The organism is Yoonia rosea, from assembly GCF_900156505.1.
GTDB classification, from domain to species: domain Bacteria; phylum Pseudomonadota; class Alphaproteobacteria; order Rhodobacterales; family Rhodobacteraceae; genus Yoonia; species Yoonia rosea.
Genome location: NZ_FTPR01000003.1, coordinates 109376 through 126820 on the forward strand (window position 1 = coordinate 109376; position 17445 = coordinate 126820).

Genomic DNA, 17445 nt, shown 5'->3' on the forward strand with positions numbered 1-17445 from the left:
GCACGCAATCCATTGGATATCGCGGGGTGGCTGATTTGCGCCGAAAGGGGCGCTGTTTATCGGTCACAACAATCTGCGGTTGGCCGTAACGCGTCATGGGTTTTCTGCTGAATTTCAGCGCTGACTTGCGATTTCGGCGGACCGGAGACAGTGTATCTCTGCGTCGATCTTCGTGAAAGCCTTGTCGAGGTGTCGCTGCCAATTTGCATGAGATCGGATCCGGCTGATCCGGTTTCACCTGATCTCAGACGCAAATATCGGGCCAAATCGGTTCCACCAAAATCGCATCGCTTCATGACTGACTTCGATCCCGTGTTCTTGCAGCAAGTCTTCGGCATTCCGTAACGAAAGGGAGAGCGTTTTGTCGTCCAAAGAGGTGGGGGCGGTGTCCTGCCCGCCTTGAGCGTGTTTTGTCTGACAGTACCCCGACGGTCAAAAGGGGACCGAACCCCGTAAGGCGTGAACTCGTAAACGTGGACTCTGAAAGGAGTGCGTCAGGCGAGATCCTACACTTACGCCTCTACTGGCGACTCACGACGCGGCGTCAGAAGTATATACTTGGCTTAGTACGAAGAGGGCAGGGATATGGCGTGCTTTATCCGTTCGGAAAAGCGTGCTTTGCCGTAGTCTTTTTCAATGCAATCTTGCGCTGCGGTCACAATGTTGTCGGCGAAGACGGGGTTTTCAACGACTGTCTGGAAGGCTGCGGCAAATTCCGTGTTGGTCTCTGCTGCCAGATAGTGTTGTCCGGGGACAACGTTCAGACCTTCAACCGCTTTGGCACTGGCGATGATGGGCACCCTTCGGGCCATCGCTTCAAGGACTTTTAACCGGGTGCCGCCTCCTTGAGACAACGGAATGAGCACCGCAGTGGCGCTGTCATATATAGAAGAAAGCGTTTCAGGGTCAGCCAGCAACTGAACTTGCGGATGGTCGGCGGCCAGCGTCCGCAGATCCGGATGTGGTGTTCGACCACATATGATGAGTTTTGCTGTTGGCACCTTACAAAGCAGCGCAGGGAATATCTGTGTGAGCAAGCGTTTGCACGCCTCAATGTTCGGTCGATACCCCAGATGACCTACAAACAAAGCGACCGGATCTCCGTCAGGTAAGCCTGCGCGTGGCGGGTGATCAAAACACCATGCTGGCACAGGGTTTGGGATCACATCAATCTGCGCCCGTCCGCGGATCAAAGCTTTCACATGCGCTGCGTCCGAGGCAGAGCAAACCCAGACACGTGAAGCCAACGTAGCAAGTCGCGCATCTGCCGCGCGCGCCGCGCGCCAGCGGTGCGCGCGCCTGACCCATGCCAGCAAGCCATATTTTGATCTGTCGATCTGTTCTTGCAGCAGGCTTTCAACATTGTGCATGTCAAGAATAACCCTGCACCCTTCTGCTATCAGCCGCTCCATTACGTCCGCGATCAGCACCCCTTCAATGATGACAAGGTCGGGTGAGTATCGCAGCACACGCTGGACAATATTCTCGACCAGCGAAGGCACGAGGCGAAGCTCTATGAAGGATTTCTTTCGTTTAGGATAGACTCGGCCTTCGGGCTGGGCATCCTGTACCGATATGACATTGACTTCACAGAGGGTCTCGAGAGCAGTAGAAATTGCGATGTTGCGCAGATCGCCACCTGTGCCGTTCACTGTCGGATTTTCAAAAACAACCTGAACGATCTTCATGTGCCTGTTCGTCTGCTTTTTGATGTTTTCGCTAGGTCGCCACGTATCTGAGAGCTTGATAGCTCCTGCGAGGCACCGAGTCTATCGCGCCCGTGGCGCTGGTTGCTGCACTCTGAAACATCGCGCCACGAGCTTCATGCAGGTGAAAATCGTGAGATTCAGTCGCAGCCGGAAATCCTTGATCCCACCCAAAAAGCTCATGGCGTCTTGCTTGCGACCAGCCTTGACGCAATGGCGCAGATAGCTTTTGCCGAGATGAGGCAAAAGGTTTGGGTAGCGTTCGCAAAGGAGGCGCATACAGCGGGCGCGTTCTTGTGACGATGTCCTGCTGGTAAGGTGGCCAAGATCGGCGCGCGCGCTTTCATCGCGTAAGATCGTGACGCCAGGGGTGGCGCTGTACCAAGCGGATTTGTTTGCAAGAATGAGCCTACAGACGAAATCAGTGTCCTCATTGATTGTCAGATCGTGGTCGACGGGACCGATCTCGTCAGCGACAGACCGCCTGATCCAAAAGCCCATACCGAAACCGCATAGTTGCTTTCGCAAGGGTGCGCGACGCGGGATCGGACCCTCAGCGAAGCGAACCTTGCCGGCCCTTTCAGGGTGCCCGCCACGCACTTCTAGATAGCTGGAAAAACCATAGTCGTGGCTTTGCGCCGCTCCTGACAGGACCCGTTCGCAATAGCCCGGCACGAACCAGTCATCATCGTCGAGAAAGAAGATCACGCATCCGCGCGCGGCATTTATCCCTGCATTGCGTGCGGCGGCGACGCCTGACTGTCCGTCTGTGAGTCTGATAACGCGCATGCCCTCGCCGGCGCAGGTAACGGGGTCAGCGCTATGATCGTCGATCACAACTATTTCACCAGTCTGGCCGCGCTCTTGTTGTGCTGAAGCAAGCGCACGCGCCAGCAGCCGGGGTCGATCCTTTGTCGGAATAACGATTGTATGACTGCAGCGCGTCTTCGAAGCAGCCGGTGGTATGGTCTTCCGGGCAAAGCTGTCTTGGCTGAAATGCGTCATAGCGGCCCTGCTACCAATTCTGCGTCGACGGCCAGTGTGGCCATCATGGCTTGGATCTCATCGCGATAGATCGGATTCATGATGACTACCTTTGCTGCACCAACTCCGCAAAGCCGTTCGGGTGCTTCTGTCAGGCAGCTTGTGCCTTGTACGAAAGTCCCATGACGGCGCGGGTTGATATCAATAACGCCTTTGATCAGGTCCGGGTCGGGCAAGGCATTCAAAAATGTCGTTGCACGTGAACCAGCGCCCCACACAAATACGGGATAGCCATCCTGAACAAAATCCGTCAACCGCTTATGCCAAATGCCCGCAAAATCAGCTGCATTGGCCCGAAATGTCCTCAGGTCTGGCTTGTGCACCGCCCCGCTGTCCTCAAACCGGTCTGCGGCTCTGTACGAGAACACAGTCAAATGCTGCCCGTCGTAGCTCAGTTCGCATCGGTTGCTCTCAAAGCCGAGCCGCCGCATCAGACGCGTCATGGCATAGGCGTTGAAATAGTTAACATGCTCGTAGATGAGATCGCAGAAAAGCGCGTGGTCGATCATTCTGCCGGCGTTCGGTATCTGGGTGATCAGACATCCGTCCGGAGCCAGGCAATCCGCCATCTCGCATATAAATGCTGCGGGATCAGCGACATGTTCAAGCGTCATGCGGTTGATGACAACGTCATAATTTCTTTTGTCTAAAGATGAGAGCACCCTTGGATAAATCGTTATGTTGCCATTTGGCGCACCGCGAAATGCCGGGTCACAGCCTACCAATGTCGCATGTGTGAGAGTGCCAAGAATGTCGATAAATTCACCCTGGCCACAGCCGACTTCGAACACCGTGCCGATGTCCGGACCAACACAGTGCAGCCACTGCTGCGCCGTTTCCAGCAAATAGGCACGGAAGTGGGGTGAGTGGATTTGTGTGCCTTCATAGCTGATGTCGTATTGCAGCAATGTCGGATCAAAACTGCGATTCCACAGAAAGCGACAGTCATTGCATCCCAGCAGTTCAATGGGACGGCGCGAAGTGGCCGCTGACACCTCTGCTGAGTGTGTCAAGCGACACGCATTCACCGGGAGTGGCGGTGTGCTCGCGACAGCGACGATGTCGCGCGACCCACAGCATGCGCAGACGGACGTCATGCGATCCTCGTAAACGAGGGCAATGGCGACCAAACGGCATTCGCTGCGAGTGTTGGGATAATCTCGTCCCTGAGGTTGCGGGCAAACAGTACAACCGTTTTTGCGCCGCGTTTTCTAAGTTCGTCAGGTGCGATGATCGGTACTCCGCCGATTGGCAGGTACTTCCCGATCTTTGACGGGGCAGCGTCGGCGACACAATCAAGCTCAAGACGGCCTCCTGCTGCCGCAAGTAGCGTGACAGTCTTGGCCGCTGCACCGTAGCCGACCACTTGCTGGCCTGTATGCATATCGGCAAAAGTCGCGAGCGAATGCCGGAATGCCGACAGTTGCGCGGACAGTCTGGCAGGCGCGGTGGCCACGGCCTGCGCCTCGCTCGCGATCAGCGCGTCAATGTGTTCGGCATGCGGGCGTCCAAGTCTGCAAAAGGCGCGCAGACTGCCGCTTTGCGCATCAATATGCTGAACCTTTACGATCCCGAGATTTGCCCGCTTCAGTGTTGTTGCCAGCGACGACAGTGAAAAGTGACAGTGATGTTCATGATACACCATGTCCCATGAACCGCCATCGACCAGATCAAGCCAAGACTGAACTTCAATCACCAGAAGCCCATCGTCTTTCATCAGCTTGCATACGGCAGACAAGAGCGCGCAGGGGTCAGGCACATGCGCAAACACGTTCGACATGGTCACTGCATCGAAACTACCATGCCGGTTCCCCAGCATTTCGGCCATTTCCGCGTCCATCGCACCGCAATAAGCGGTGCAGCCTGCATGCTTTGCCGCAGCGACAGGGCCGGCGGCGGGGTCAACACCTACCGAAACCAGCCCTTCGGCAGTCAGCGCGCGCTGCGTCGTTCCGTCGTTGGAGCCGACCTCAAGCACACGGCTGCCCGTTGGCAGATAGGTGCGCAGGGCTCTTGCGAGGTTCTTTGCATGCGCACGGATGGTCGTCGAAACGCCCGAAAAGTAGGGGTATGCGTCGTCAAACAGAAGGTCTGTGGGCAGGCTTGCGCGCTGCTGAACGAGGTTGCAAGACGTACAGGCGCACAGTCCGAGCGGGTAATATGGAACTTCGACATCCGGCGTATGCAAAAGCGCATTCGCAAGAGGGCTTTCACCAAGGTCGAGGATTGGCTCGGTCTTGCTGCCGCAAACTCGGCACGTCGTTCGAATGGGGACGACCCCGGTCATGCCGTTTTGGCCATTTGCGCGCGCTTGAAAGAGGCCAGTCTGACGAAGCGATCGTTGCTCAGGTCATTCTGTAAGGTTGCGATAGCCGCATATGATTGAATAGTCGCTGCGATAGCAGCATCAAAATCCGTACTGTATGCAAAATTTGGGAAGGCATTGAGAAACTTGGTCCCGGACACCCGGTAACTGCGCCGGTCTGCAGCGCTCTGTGATGGAAATAATGGTGACGGCACTTTCGCAACCCGTGCCGCGCGTGTTGCGGCTTCTCTCACGGTCATTTGCATATCGGGTGGGGCGATGTTCCAGATCGGTAGGTCGTCCGTTTGCGGTGTCTGCACCGCCGCCGCGACAAGAGCGCGGGCGAAATCGTCAACTGGCATAAAAGGCCGCCAACTTTGGCCATCACTTTGAAGCTGCAATGGGCGCCCTAGCGCCGCTTCGGCGCAAAGCTCATTCAAAAGCAGATCGGTCCGGGGCACGGGCGACGGGCCGAAAGCCGTTGCCCCGCGCAGGATCGCGACATTGAAACTGTCATCGTGCAAGGCCAAGAGCGCGCGTTCTGCGCCAAGTTTGGCTGCTCCGTATGGCGTGATCGGCGCCGCATCATCCATTTCGTTCTTTTCGCTATCGTCAGCTTCGCCATAAACCGAACAAGTTGAGCTTAAGACGAACCTCTTCACGCCAGCCTTCTTCGCGTGGAGCGCCAGAGCTGCAGCTTCCGTTTCGTTCAACGCGTAGGTTTCCTGCGGGCTTAACCAGCCCATCGGGTCGTTCGAGTATCCAGCCAGATGAATGATCGTGTCGAAACCGGACAAATCGTCGACCGTAAGCATCCGGAAATCTGTGCCGTACAGATTTTGGGACCAGTTTCCCGTCACGCGGGCATGGGCAAACCATTCCGAGTCAACCTCGGCGACCGCTGCACCAGCACCCTGCAGTTGCGCAACCACCTTGGAGCCGACATAACCCCTCGCACCCGTAACCAACACCCTCATGACACAACTCCACCTACATGATAACGAGGAAGTAACCAATAAATGAGGCAAGTCTATGGAGCAACTATGTCGCCCAATGTCCTCTTGATAGGGGCGCCCAGATCAGGGACGACATTTCTGTTCTCCGCCCTTGCCATGCACCCCGACATTTTTGCACCAAATGTCAAAGAGCCGCACTATCATTTGGCGCACAGATGGCCATTGGGTGGCCCTGAACATGAGGCCTTCACGACTCCGCTCTCGGAGTATCTCGCTGGTCAGCGGTCGGAGGTTTGGGGTGGCTTGATGACCGATGCTACAGACTACGCAGCGCTTTATGCGGACGCTGGAAACACCCGATGGCGTTTAGAGGCGACACCGAACTACTTTGCCGAAGGCGCTTGGATGGCGCAGCGTTTGAATGAGCATCTTGAGCCCGATGCGCGTGTGATTGTTGTCTTGCGCGACCCCATTGCGCGGACCGTCTCGCACTACAATCATTTTGTGAAACTCGGGTGGGAAACGCGCGCATTTGCAGACGCGCTTGCTGCGACCGAAGAAAGGCTTGCAGCAGGCTGGGCACCGACATGGGACTATCTCAAATACTCCGCTTATGCAAAGCCGCTCGCCGAATGGCGGACTGTGTTCAACGACCGCCTGCGCGTCGTGTCCTTCGAAGATATGACATGGCAGCCGCAAGCTGTTGTTCAGGACCTGCATCGCTGGTTGGGTCTGACGCCATCCGACGACCTCGGCGCTGCCAACTTCAACGCAGCGCCTGCAGCCGATCAGGGGTCTTTGCAGGCAGCGCGCCAGTCTGTGAAATTGACAGGCCGGCTCGATCTGGAACAGGAAGAGGCAATCGTTGCTGCGGCTCATGACCCGCGCTTTGCGCAACCGCTGGTGACCATTGGCATGCCGGTTCTGAATGGGGCCGAATCCATCCGTGAATCGCTTGAAAGCCTGCTTTCACAGACATACACGAACCTTCGGATTGTGGTGTGTGACAACGCCAGTACCGATGACACAGCACGCATCGTCAGGGACCTAGCCGTTCAGGACCCGCGCATAGAGCTAAGGTCGTTTTCAGAACGAAGCGATATTCGCACCAGCTATGAACGCGCCTTTGCGACGGCCGCCGGCGACTATTTCATGTTTGCGCCCTGCGACGATCGCTGGGCACCCGAGTTTATCGCGCGCGCCGTCCAACAAATGCAAGTGAACCGTCACGCGTCGGTCTGCTGTGGCCGGATAGAGATGCTGGAGAATGGCCATCGCATTGGCCGAAGCGAAGGGGTGCACGACATTATAGGCCCTGCAGGGCGGCGCTGGCGCGACGCTTTGGTCAACACCTTTGACGCGTCGCGGATTTACGGTTTGTTGCGAGTGTCCGCGCTGCCCGATTTGATCCCGGCTACCGCGCCGGAAGGGTGGGATCACTACGTGACAGCAAAACTTGCATTACGTGGTGACATCATCACGATCGACAGTACCGCCATGTATCGGGACCGAACTTCCGACGATTCTTATCTAGGCCACATTGAAAGACAGGAACCAACGTTTTGGAAGCGGGTCTTTTACCTGCGGCACGTGCGACGCTTGTTCGTGCAGGATCAGGAATTCAAGACTGGGAATCTCGGGGCGCAGCTCACGTTGCTGGCCTATATGCTGATTTACAGCTACTTGCCCTTGAAGGAGCGTCCAAAACTGTACGAACGGTTCAGAAAGACGGGTCGAATGCTCGCACGTTGGGGGCGCAATATTTCGGTGTAAAGGATTGAGTATGCAAACCGGAGTCATCTTGGCTGGGGGCAAAAGCGAACGGTTCGGTGGGTCGGGTGCTTTGCCAAAACCTGTCGTATTGCTGGCTGGGCGGCCGATGTTGCTGCATGTCGCGGCATCGCTCGTCCGCGCAGGATGTGAGCGCATTATTGTCCTGACGGGTGCCAACCATACGCGCATGCGTGATGCACTGAATATGACGCGTGATATCGGACGCTTTTCCACCGATGAGACCTCCGACATACCGTTCACGCTGCGCTATTCCGGCGATGAAGCTGGGACCGGGGGCAGGCTTGCTCACGTCACTGAAGATGAATTCGGCGATGGTGCGCTTGTCAGCTACACGGACGTGTTCACAGATTTTGATCTAGCCGCATTGCGGACACACAGAGCACGGCACGCGGCGACAATGTCTATGCTTGCGGTCAACCCGCTCCAGCCATGGGGTGAACTCGCTTTGACAGGTGATACGGTTACCGCCTTTAATGAGAAGCCAGTTGCATTGGATCGCTGGATAAACGGGGGATTTTTTTCAGCCGACGCGCGTCTTTTGGCCTCGATCCGTGCTGATAGCGATAGTCTTGAGCGTGACGTGATGAGGCGACTGGTTGCGCAGGAAACGGTCGTCGCGCAGCGTCACACAGGATGGTGGGCATCCGTCAACACTGCAAAGGAGTTACGGCAGGTGGAAGACAGTCCTTACGGGGCCTTCTTGAACAGAACAGATCCATCGATTGTCTGAGGAGGACAGCTGGGTGCTGTCAGCCCAAATCTAACCAGTCTCAGTTTGCCGTAAACTTCTACCGAACAATGAAAGTGGAGTAAGTGGCGGTGGTATCAGACCAATTCGAACCAGTCTCCGTTTGCCGCAGTTTGCGTGACCTTATGCGGAACAAAGCTGACGCCACTCAGAGAGTGCGGCGCGACGGTTGAGTTTGAAATTTTCGCTTGAGGAAAGGTGGCGTTCTTGGCTGAAATGGTTGTGGACGGAAGAATGGACGGATGCGAATTTCTGCAGACATCGCATCTGCCTGAAACGGAGCATGGCCCGTTCTCGTCGTCGTAACGGGAGATGAGAATTCTCTGCCCTGTTGTTTAGCCAACGGCCTGCTTCCTGCCGAATGGCATTGCCAATGACCTTTATCGCAGCACCATAGGACCGCAGTCTATCGGTCACAATAGTCTGCGGTTGGCCATAGCGCTACATGGAATTTCTGATGAATTTCAACGCTGCTTTGCGATCTTGGCGCTTCGTCACATAGCTTTCCAGCACTTCTCCATCATGATCCACCGCGCGCCATAGGTAATGCGTCTCGCCGTTGATTTTCACGAAAACCTCGTCTAGGTGCCACCGCCAGTTTGAATGGGATCGCAACCGGCTGATCCGATTCCTGCGGATCTCAGACGCGAATATCGGACCAAATCTGTTCCACCAAAACCGCACCGATTCGTGATTGATTTCGATACCACGCTCCTGAAGGAGATCTTCGACATTCCGCAGCGAAAGCGGAAATCGAACGTAGAGCATCACGGCCAGGCGGATGATTTCAGGTGACGTTTTAAAGTAGCGAAATGGAGAGCGTTTTGTCATCCAAAGAAGCTAGGGGGGGCCTGCCCGCCTAAAGCGAATTTTGTCTGACAGTGCCGGCGGGCGCGCGCTACCCGCCTCTAACAGGATCTGATCTGGCAGTACCCCGCTATCGCCTCTTGGTTTGGAAAAGCAGCGACATCATTCCAAGTGCCGCAGATATCATGATCAACAGCAATGACACTGCGTTCAGTACGGGCGTCGATCCTTGTTTAAGCTTGTCAAACATCGTGATGGTGAGCGGGGAGTCAGACCCAACAAGCATGAGCGTCGTATTAAAGTTCTCAAAGCTCATTAGGATCGATACAACGGCCGAGGCAACGATGGCTGGCAGCAAGAATGGCAGCGTAATTTGCCGGATTGCACCCCATTTGGTTGCTCCAAGGTTCAATGCCGCCTCTTCGAGGCTTGGGTCAAATTTTTGCAGACGCGCCGAGATCACCAGTGACGCAAAGGTCGTGATAAACGAAAACTGGCCAAGGATGACAAGGATCAGACCGGGGCGCAGTCCGTCAAACCACAGCCCTGTGGCGTCTTCCAGTGCATTGGCAAGCGAGCTGGAAAATACCAGAATTGAGATGCCGAGGATCACGCCCGGAATGATCAATGGCAGAAGCATCAACATGTAGAGCAGCGCTTTGCCGCGGAAATCATGCCGGACAAACAGAAACGCGTTGCACGTCCCGACGGCCACGGCCAGGCCGGATACCCACATCGCAACAAAGGCGGATGTCCCAATTGAGCGTATAATCGCACGTTCATGAAACACGCCAATAAACGGCGCTTCGGTCCCAAAGAACCATGCCAGCGTAAAGCCTTTCCACGGCATTGACGGGAAGACACTGTTGTTAAATGCAAACACACAAACAACCGTCAGCGGCAGGGCGAGATAGACAAAAAAGACCGTGACATAGGCGCGATAACACCACTTGGCAAAGGCGGGCTGTGGAACAGTGGGTATCATGTGCGTCCCATCGTTTCAGTCAGCGACTGGCGCGACAGTTTCAGGCCCGCAAAAACGACAAGAGACGATAGCAACAGCAGCAAAAACCCGAATGCCGACCCCAATTCCCAGTTAAAGCGCGTGATGAATTGTGTGTAGATCATGCCTGTAAACCACAAGCTGTCTTTCCCGCCCAATAGGATCGGCGTCAGATAGTTGCCCAGTGACAGCATAAAGACCACGATGCACCCTGATACGATACCGGGCATGGCATGGGGGATCACGATTTCACGCATGATTGACGTACTGGTCCCCCCCAGATCATGGCCAGCTTCGATCAGGCTATCATCGAGACTGTCCAACGTTGTTACCAAAGGCACGACCATGAACAGAATAGAGGTATAGACCAACCCCACCATGATCGCCGCATCGTTATACAACATCTCGACCGGCCCATCGACCAAACCCAGATATTGCAAGGCGTTGGAAATTACACCGGTTTCGCGCAACAGGATCATCCAGCCGAAAGTGCGCACCAACTCGGACACCCAGAATGGGATCATGCACATCAGGAAAAGCGTAGTTTTTGTGCGGCCGCGCGTCAGTTTTGCAATGTAATAGGCAATAGGAAACCCAAGGATCAGGGTCAGGACAGTGGCAAGGATCGACATGATCGCGGTGCGTGCAAACGTTCGCCAGTACAGTGGCTCGTTAAAAAATGCCGCATAATTGTCAAAACCGGTTTCGTACTCGCGTGGCCCAACCCTTTCGCTGATTGAGACAATGAACAGCCCGACATGCGGCAGGATAATCAGTACCAAGAGCCACAGCAGGATCGGGGCAAGCAGCAGATAAAACCCAAGGCGAGAGGTGTCAGAAGCCATGGTTCAAGTCTCCTCTGCGCGATAGCAGCGGGCCTGTTGGGGGAGCCACCGGGTCAATACGCTATCGCCAATCCGCAAATTCGCGAAACTGCCGGTTTGGGGCAAAGCAATTTTCAGCAAGTCACCTGAGTCATCTTTGACTGTTATGCTGCTGTTGGCGCCGTTGAACAAAACAGATGTGACCTCTGCTTGGGACACGTTCACCCCATCTTGGGTGGTGCAAAGTTCGATGGCTTCGGGCCGCAAGAACACTTGTGCGCGGTCCCCGATACGCAGCGTATTGGCAGGGGCTTCGATTTTCATCTCTGATCCACCATCGGATATGAGGGTCAGAAAAGTACCGTTCACGGCAGAAACCTTTGCTTTGATTTTATTTGCGTCACCAACAAAGCCGGCAACAAAAGCCGTTTCCGGCGCGTGATAAACATCGTGCGGGCTGCCGATCTGCTCGAATTTGCCGTTGTTCATGACAGCGATGTTGTCGCTCATCACAAGGGCCTCTGACTGGTCATGGGTGATGTATACAAAGGTTGTGTTGAAAGCAGCCTGCAGCACCTTCAGCTCAACTTTCATGTGCTCGCGCAGCTTCAGGTCCAGCGCGCCCAGCGGCTCATCCAGCAACAAGACATCCGGCTCCAAAACCATACAGCGTGCAATGGCGACACGTTGCTTTTGACCACCCGATATCTGGTCAATCCGCCGTTGGGACACACCGGGTAGTCCGACACGTTCAAGCACCTGTTCCACACGCCTGTTGATCTCTGACTTGGCGACACCGCGCTGACGCAATCCGAAGCCGACGTTGTCACCGATGTTCATTGTGGGAAACAAAGCCAGATGCTGGAACACCATCGATACGGGCCGCTTGTTTGGGGGCACGCCTATCATTGATTTGCCCTTGATCCGCAGATCCCCGCTGGTGGGTGACTGGAACCCCGCAATCATGCGCAACAAGGTCGTCTTGCCACAACCGGAGGGGCCAAGAATGGAAAAGAATGATCCTTGTGGAACTTCAAAGCTGACACGATCGACCGCGCGAAACGCGTCAAAGTCTTTCGTCAGATCACTACAGACAAGATCAGGGTGGGAAACGGACAATTCGGGGCCTCGCAAGGTAAAAAAGGGCACCAAAGGGTGCCCTTTATGTTGGCTTTTTGTCGGCTTAGTTTGCCGCGTTGATCCGGTCGAGTGTAGCACCTTCCAGTGCTTCCAATCCGGCAGGCACAGGCGGATACCATTTGATGTTGTCAATCGCGGCCTGATCAAAGCTGCCCTGATAGCGTGCTTTAAGATCAGCGTTCACACCTGCATCGCCATCCACAGCTGCAGTAAAGTTACCTGCTGTATTGGTGATCATCGCTGCAATTTCTGGCCGCATCACGAAGTTGATCCAATCATAGGCGGCATCGTCGGCCCGGCCACGTGCAGGTAGAACAAAGGTGTCAATCCAGCCCAAGGCACCAGCTTCGGGTGCAACAAAAGTGATATCGGCGTTATCGGCATTCAACTGCCAGCCGCCAGTATCCCATGCCATTGAGGCGACAACTTCGCCTGAACGCAGCAGGTTCTTGATCTCGTCGCCACCGTCCCAGTAGGTTTTTACATTCGGCTTGCATGCGGTCAGCATGGCTTCGACCTCATCCAAAATATCTTGATAGGCGTCGGTATCGTCATAAGCTGCAAACGGGTCGAGCCCCATGGAGTAAGCAAATCCGATCAGCGTCGGGCGCTTCAGGCGATATGAAACCTGACCAGCAACAGATGCATCGCACAGGTCCGTATAATCCGTGACGTTACTCGCCACCGCAGTGTTCACAACAAGACCACTGGTGCCCCAAACATGCGGCACGCCGAAAACATCGCCTTCGTAAGTGGTGTTGTCAGCCGTGGCCGAGAGCATCGAAGGGATGAACAGATCGGCATCGACCCGCGACATATCGATCGGCTTATAGATCCCGAATTCTTCTTGCGCACTGGCGATCCGGTCCTGGCTTGGTTGGGCCAGATCAAAGCCGCCACCATTGGTGGCACGTAGCTTTGCGATCATTTCTTCGTTGTTGGATGTCGTGACTTCGACAGTGTGCCCCGTTTCGGCCTCAAACAGGTCAATCACCTCTTGTGGCGCGTAACCGCCCCACGTCAAAAGCCGCAGCGTTTCCGCCTGCGCTACTTGCGCTGTCAAAGCCGCAACAATGGCGATGGATGAAATCATTGATAGCTTCATGAACGTTCTCCCTTTTGGATAGTCAACTTTATGATTTTGCTATATTTTTTCTAACAGTATTAAGTCAGAGCGCGGGCCTTGTGTCTATATTTATCAGCGGCATAAGGAACGGGGTCTGTCACAACCTTACAAGCAGGCTAATAAGAGTGCACGGGTGTTTTCTTTGGTCATCTCAACCGGATTTCCGCCTGTGCTGGGGTCGCTCAACGCGCCCGCGACGATGCGGTCGATATCGGGGTCAGTGACACCCAATGCCGTCAGCGTTTTCGGGATGCCCAGTGATGCGTTCATTTCGTCAACATGGGCGCAAAACCCGTCAAAACCACCTGCGATCCCCAGATAGTTGGCGGCCTGTGCCATGACGTCTTTTATTGCAGGCTTGTTGAACTGCAACACCGCAGGCATGCAGACCGCATTCGTTGTGCCGTGGTGCGTGTGATACATCGCGCCAATCGGGTGCGAAAGCGCATGGATCGCCCCCAACCCTTTTTGAAATGCTGTGGCCCCCATTGCCGCAGCCGACATCATATGCGCCCGCGCCTCCAGATCGGTCCCGTCGGCATAGGCGCGCGGCAGATAGTCCTTCACCAGACGCATGCCTTCTAGCGCAATGCCGTGCGACATCGGGTGGTAATGCGGCGAGCAGAACGCCTCGACGCAATGGGCGAAGGCATCAAGGCCGGTGCCCGCTGTGATGTGCTTTGGCATACCAACCGTCAGTTCAGGGTCGCAAATCACGACCGCTGGCAGAAACTTGGGGTGGAAGATGATCTTCTTTTCCTGCGTCTCGGAATTGGTGATCACAGACGCGCGCCCGACCTCGGACCCCGTCCCAGCGGTGGTTGGGACAGCGACAATCGGGGCGATGGCATCCGCATCCGCGCGTGTCCACCAATCGCCGATATCTTCAAAATCCCACAAAGGGCGCGACTGACCCGCAAGAAATGCGACCAGTTTCCCCAGATCAAGACCGGACCCGCCGCCAAAGGCCACAACACCGTCGTGCCCACCATCATTATAGACCTGAACGCCAGCAGCCGCGTTCTTTTCGTTGGGGTTCGGATCCACATCGGCAAAGATCGCGCGACCGAGGCCCGCAGCCTCCAGCAGGTCCAGAGTCTTGTGCGTAATGTCCATATCCGCCAACCCGCGATCTGTGACCAGCAAAGGCTTCTTGATGCCAGCAGAGTGGCAAGCGCCTGCAATCTCGGAAATGCGGCCAGCACCAAAACGGATAGCGGTCGGGTAGGACCAGTTAGCAATCAGTGACATAACTCAGGCTTTCTTCAGGTGATATGATTTTGGGCGGGTCAGATTGTGATAGCCTATTAGTGACAGACCTCCACCCCGTCCGGTGTTTTTACATCCCGTCCAGCAAAGGCCCGGGTCAAGATAGTCAGCACGGTTCATGAAAACTGTGCCAGTCTCGATTTGGTCGGCAATAGCCTCGGCGCGGATCGCATCCCCTGTCCAGACTGATGCCGTCAAACCAAAGTCGCTGTCATTCATCAGCCTGATCGCCTCTGCGTCATCCTTCACAGACATGATGCCTACGATCGGACCAAAGCTTTCCTCGCGCATCACACGCATATCATGGGTCACATTTGTCAAAATCTGCGGGGTCAGGTAGGCGCCACCGTCATCTTCCGCAAAGGTTGGGATATGGGCTTTGGCTCCATCCGCGATCGCCTCGGCTGTCTGCGCGCGCACCTCATCGGCGAAACGCTTGTGCGCCATAGGCCCCAGCGTTGTTTCGGGGTCGAGCGGATTACCCAGCTTATATCCGCTGACAATCGCCACGGCTTTTGCGACAAAGGCATCAAAGTGCTGTTCGGCGACATAAATCCGCTCAATCCCGCAGCAACACTGGCCAGCGTTGAACATTGCCCCGTCAATCAGCGTTTCGGCGGCGGCGTCCAGATCCGCATCATCGCAGACATAGCCGGGGTCTTTGCCGCCCAGTTCCAGCCCGATACCGGTAAATGTCCCTGCTGCGGCCCGTTCAATGGCTTGACCACCCCCGACAGAGCCTGTGAAGTTTACAAAGCCAAAGAACTTGGCGGCGATCAGGTCAGAGGTCGTCTGGTGGTCCAGAAACACATTCTGGAACACGTCTTCCGGCACGCCCGCCGCATGAAACGCCTGCGCCAGCCGCTCGCCCACCAAAGGTGTTTGGCTGGCATGTTTTAGCATTACAGCGTTGCCTGCGATCAGGGCCGGTGCAACCGTGTTGATTGCAGTCATATAGGGGTAATTCCAAGGGGCCACGACCAGCACAATGCCATGTGGGACGCGTTTGATCACGCGGCGGAAAGCATCGCTATCCTCGATCACAATATCGGCCAAAGCGTCCTGCGCGATTTCGGCCATGTAGCTTGCGCGCTCGTTGAAGCCCCCAAATTCGCCACCGTAGCGGATAGGGCGCCCCATCTGATGCGCCAGTTCAGGCACAATTTCATCGTTCATCGCACCGATATGCGCAACACCTGCCTGCACCAGCGCAATCCGCTCGTGCAGAGGGCGCGCGGCCCATGCGGTTTGGGCGGCATTCGCAAGCGCTACGGCAGCCTCTGCTGCCTCGGCAGAAAGCACGGGGCGTTCTGCATAAATAGACCCATCAATAGGGGACACACACCGAATCATTTTTAAGCCCTTTCAAAACCACGCACGATTTCCCAATCGGTCACGACGCGGTCAAATTCTTCTTGTTCCCATTCGGCATTACGGGTGTAGTGATCGATAACATCGTCGCCCATCGCCGCACGGAGCATGGCCGAGTTGCGCAACGTTTCGGTTGCAGCGCGCAGTGTTTGTGGGATGTCTTGCGCTTTGGCGTCTTCATAGACATCACCCCGGGTTGGTGGGGCCAGTTCCATCTTGTCCTCGATACCTTTCATGCCCGCAGCCAGCATTGCAGCCTGCGCCAGATAAGGATTTAGGTCAGACCCGCCAATCCTGCATTCAGCACGGATCCCTTTGGTACCGTCACCACACAAACGGAAACCAGCGGTGCGGTTGTCTACTGACCAGACCGTTTTGGTGGGGGCAAATGTGCCTTTGGCAAAGCGCTTGTAGCTGTTGATGTACGGGGCCAAAAAGAAGGTATAATCTGGCGCATAGGCGATCAAGCCGGCCATATAGTGCTTCATCAGATCAGACATGCCCAGCTCAGCACTTGGGTCATGGAACGCAGGCGCACCATCTTTCCAAAGCGATTGATGCACATGGGATGAACTGCCCACTTTCTTGTGGTCCCACTTGGGCAGGAATGTCGCGGCATGGCCGTGCTGCCACGCTATTTCCTTGATCGCATTCTTCGCAATCGTGTGGTGATCGGCACAATCAAGGGCGTCTGCATAGCGGATATTCAGCTCTTCCTGGCCAGTTTCGGCCTCCCCTTTTGAATTTTCAATCGGCAGGCCAGCGGCAAACAAATGATTGCGGATCGGGCGCATAACGCCTTCTTCCTTGGTGGTTTGCAGGATGTTGTAGTCTTCGTTGTAGCCGCTGATCGGGGTTAAATCACGATAGCCGTTCTTGCGGATATCATCAAAGGACCCTTCGAACAAAAAGAACTCTAACTCGGTGGCCATCATAGCATCAAAGCCAAGTTCTTTCAGTCGCGTGATTTGCGTTTTCAGCATCTGACGCGGGGCGTGGGGCACCGGTTCATGCGTGTGATGATCAAGGATGTCGCACAGGACCATCGCTGTCCCTTCAAGCCACGGCAAGACGCGGATTGTGGTCAGATCAGGCGCCATGACGTAGTCGCCATAGCCCTTTTCCCAACTAGTTGCTGCATAGCCGTCAGGTGTGGCCATCTCCAGATCGGTGGCCAGCAGGTAATTGCAGCAATGTGTTTCTTTGAACGAGGTCTCGACAAAATTCACGCCGTGAAAGCGTTTCCCCATCAAGCGGCCCTGCATATCAGGAAAGCAGACCAGAACGGTGTCGATCGTGCCATCTTTGACGGCCGCTTCGAGTGCCTCAAACGTGAGATTGCCTGCCATGAG

14 protein-coding genes and 1 pseudogene are annotated in these 17445 nt (G+C 55.5%); 2 read left to right on the top strand and 13 right to left on the bottom strand.

Annotated features, from left to right (window positions below):
* Window positions 1-563: 563 nt before the first annotated feature.
* The 5 genes from B0B09_RS15135 to B0B09_RS15155 form a co-directional block, all read right to left on the bottom strand.
* A complete protein-coding gene (locus B0B09_RS15135) occupies window positions 564-1688 on the bottom strand; it encodes a glycosyltransferase family 4 protein (protein WP_076660786.1) in 1125 nt (374 codons plus the stop codon).
* 81 nt (window positions 1689-1769) lie between these two features.
* Window positions 1770-2711 (bottom strand): glycosyltransferase family 2 protein, encoded by a 942-nt coding sequence (locus B0B09_RS15140; protein WP_076660787.1) that lies wholly within the window; start codon window positions 2709-2711, stop codon window positions 1770-1772.
* Window positions 2708-3745, bottom strand: a complete 1038-nt coding sequence (locus B0B09_RS15145; RefSeq protein ID WP_165689344.1) for a class I SAM-dependent methyltransferase — start codon at window positions 3743-3745, stop codon at window positions 2708-2710. Before B0B09_RS15145 ends, B0B09_RS15140 begins: the two co-directional genes overlap by 4 nt.
* 98 nt (window positions 3746-3843) lie before the next feature.
* On the bottom strand, window positions 3844-5037 hold the full coding sequence (locus B0B09_RS15150; protein ID WP_076660789.1) for a class I SAM-dependent methyltransferase: 1194 nt from the start codon (window positions 5035-5037) through the stop codon (window positions 3844-3846).
* Window positions 5034-6032, bottom strand: a complete 999-nt coding sequence (locus tag B0B09_RS15155; protein WP_084190877.1) for an NAD-dependent epimerase/dehydratase family protein — start codon at window positions 6030-6032, stop codon at window positions 5034-5036. Before B0B09_RS15155 ends, B0B09_RS15150 begins: the two co-directional genes overlap by 4 nt.
* Window positions 6033-6098: 66 nt before the next feature.
* Between B0B09_RS15155 and B0B09_RS15160 the strand changes: the two genes are divergently transcribed.
* Together B0B09_RS15160 and B0B09_RS15165 are read left to right on the top strand one after the other, a co-directional pair.
* Window positions 6099-7784, top strand: coding sequence for a glycosyltransferase (locus tag B0B09_RS15160; protein ID WP_076660791.1), 1686 nt, complete (start codon window positions 6099-6101; stop codon window positions 7782-7784).
* 10 nt (window positions 7785-7794) lie between these two features.
* Window positions 7795-8535, top strand: a complete 741-nt coding sequence (locus tag B0B09_RS15165) for a nucleotidyltransferase family protein (protein WP_076660792.1) — start codon at window positions 7795-7797, stop codon at window positions 8533-8535.
* Window positions 8536-8676: 141 nt separating this feature from the next.
* On the opposite strand, the pseudogene B0B09_RS15170 reads toward B0B09_RS15165, so the two are convergent.
* The 8 genes and pseudogenes from B0B09_RS15170 to B0B09_RS15205 form a co-directional block, all read right to left on the bottom strand.
* Window positions 8677-9384 (bottom strand): annotated as a pseudogene (locus tag B0B09_RS15170) (IS6 family transposase).
* Window positions 9385-9490: 106 nt separating this feature from the next.
* Window positions 9491-10345, bottom strand: a complete 855-nt coding sequence (locus B0B09_RS15175) for an ABC transporter permease (protein WP_076660793.1) — start codon at window positions 10343-10345, stop codon at window positions 9491-9493.
* A complete protein-coding gene (locus B0B09_RS15180; RefSeq protein ID WP_076660794.1) occupies window positions 10342-11208 on the bottom strand; it encodes an ABC transporter permease in 867 nt (288 codons plus the stop codon). The genes B0B09_RS15175 and B0B09_RS15180 overlap by 4 nt, the downstream gene beginning before the upstream one ends.
* A gap of 3 nt (window positions 11209-11211) precedes the next feature.
* Window positions 11212-12306, bottom strand: coding sequence for an ABC transporter ATP-binding protein (locus tag B0B09_RS15185; protein ID WP_076660959.1), 1095 nt, complete (start codon window positions 12304-12306; stop codon window positions 11212-11214).
* Between the two features lie 64 nt (window positions 12307-12370).
* Complete coding sequence (locus B0B09_RS15190; protein ID WP_076660795.1) at window positions 12371-13432, bottom strand: extracellular solute-binding protein; 1062 nt, start codon at window positions 13430-13432, stop codon at window positions 12371-12373.
* Window positions 13433-13558: 126 nt separating this feature from the next.
* On the bottom strand, window positions 13559-14704 hold the full coding sequence (locus B0B09_RS15195) for an iron-containing alcohol dehydrogenase (protein ID WP_076660796.1): 1146 nt from the start codon (window positions 14702-14704) through the stop codon (window positions 13559-13561).
* Between the two features lie 3 nt (window positions 14705-14707).
* Window positions 14708-16075: an aldehyde dehydrogenase family protein gene (locus B0B09_RS15200; RefSeq protein WP_076660797.1), complete on the bottom strand. Its 1368-nt coding sequence runs from the start codon at window positions 16073-16075 to the stop codon at window positions 14708-14710.
* A gap of 2 nt (window positions 16076-16077) precedes the next feature.
* On the bottom strand, window positions 16078-17442 hold the full coding sequence (locus B0B09_RS15205) for a glutamine synthetase family protein (RefSeq protein WP_076660798.1): 1365 nt from the start codon (window positions 17440-17442) through the stop codon (window positions 16078-16080).
* Between the last annotated feature and the right edge of the window lie 3 nt (window positions 17443-17445).

Excerpts from the sequence above, each read along its gene's own strand:
- B0B09_RS15190 (WP_076660795.1), bottom strand. The coding sequence starts at position 13,432 with ATGAAGCTATCAATGATTTCATCCATCGCCATTGTTGCGGCTTTGACA.
- B0B09_RS15135 (WP_076660786.1), bottom strand. The coding sequence starts at position 1,688 with ATGAAGATCGTTCAGGTTGTTTTTGAAAATCCGACAGTGAACGGCACA.
- B0B09_RS15160 (WP_076660791.1), top strand. The coding sequence starts at position 6,099 with ATGTCGCCCAATGTCCTCTTGATAGGGGCGCCCAGATCAGGGACGACA.
- B0B09_RS15205 (WP_076660798.1), bottom strand. The coding sequence starts at position 17,442 with ATGGCAGGCAATCTCACGTTTGAGGCACTCGAAGCGGCCGTCAAAGAT.
- B0B09_RS15180 (WP_076660794.1), bottom strand. The coding sequence starts at position 11,208 with ATGGCTTCTGACACCTCTCGCCTTGGGTTTTATCTGCTGCTTGCCCCG.
- B0B09_RS15140 (WP_076660787.1), bottom strand. The coding sequence starts at position 2,711 with ATGACGCATTTCAGCCAAGACAGCTTTGCCCGGAAGACCATACCACCG.
- B0B09_RS15150 (WP_076660789.1), bottom strand. The coding sequence starts at position 5,037 with ATGACCGGGGTCGTCCCCATTCGAACGACGTGCCGAGTTTGCGGCAGC.
- B0B09_RS15155 (WP_084190877.1), bottom strand. The coding sequence starts at position 6,032 with ATGAGGGTGTTGGTTACGGGTGCGAGGGGTTATGTCGGCTCCAAGGTG.
- B0B09_RS15195 (WP_076660796.1), bottom strand. The coding sequence starts at position 14,704 with ATGTCACTGATTGCTAACTGGTCCTACCCGACCGCTATCCGTTTTGGT.
- B0B09_RS15175 (WP_076660793.1), bottom strand. The coding sequence starts at position 10,345 with ATGATACCCACTGTTCCACAGCCCGCCTTTGCCAAGTGGTGTTATCGC.
- B0B09_RS15165 (WP_076660792.1), top strand. The coding sequence starts at position 7,795 with ATGCAAACCGGAGTCATCTTGGCTGGGGGCAAAAGCGAACGGTTCGGT.
- B0B09_RS15200 (WP_076660797.1), bottom strand. The coding sequence starts at position 16,075 with ATGATTCGGTGTGTGTCCCCTATTGATGGGTCTATTTATGCAGAACGC.